This window comes from Enterobacter sp. ZOR0014 (assembly GCF_000798855.1).
Classification (GTDB): Bacteria; Pseudomonadota; Gammaproteobacteria; order Enterobacterales; family Enterobacteriaceae; genus Enterobacter; species Enterobacter kobei.
In genome coordinates this window covers 1-564 of the sequence record NZ_JTLF01000002.1, presented here as the reverse complement: position 1 = coordinate 564, position 564 = coordinate 1, and the positions used below count along the sequence as shown (strand labels likewise).

General features: G+C 51.2%; 1 pseudogene. It reads left to right on the top strand.

The features are described 5' to 3' along the window. Positions 1 to 77 precede the first annotated feature (77 nt). Positions 78 to 564 (top strand): annotated as a pseudogene (locus tag L977_RS00010) (hypothetical protein); the annotation flags it as partial.

Sequence of the window (564 nt, the reverse complement as noted above, 5' to 3'; positions counted from 1 at the left end):
AAAATCAGCAGGTATGCTCCCGGTTTGTTGAGCCAGAGAAATTAGCGGACCTGCGTACAAAGCAGGAGATTGAAGTAATGAACGGCAGGCCGTGGACGCGGGAGCTTCCCCCTCCGCCGGTCTTGCCGCCTTATGGTCCTCTGGAAAAAATTAGCGGGCGTCTCCAGTCTTTCCGCAGCGAATATTTTCGGGAGTATTTTAATGCAGATGCCTATCGGACCAGTATGTTGCCGAAGATATCAGATAGCCAGCGTGGAGTTGCCGCCGCTGGAGCGATAGTTGCAGGGAGTCCGGGAGTCGGTGCGGTAATGACGGCTGAAAGCGAATCTTCGAATGATTCGGCGGAATATGTGCAGGGAATGATTAATGGCAAGCCCTTCCGCGGCTGGGTGGGCGTCACACGGCTTCAGGCTGGTGATAACGTGAACATGATTGTTGAATGGCAGCATGACCATTACGAGGTCTATGCTATTGCGTTACCGGAAGAGCGGATAGTGTCTGTATGTCCGAAATGTGATATGGGACATATTGCGCATATGCTTTGGCGGATAAAAAATATGTTTA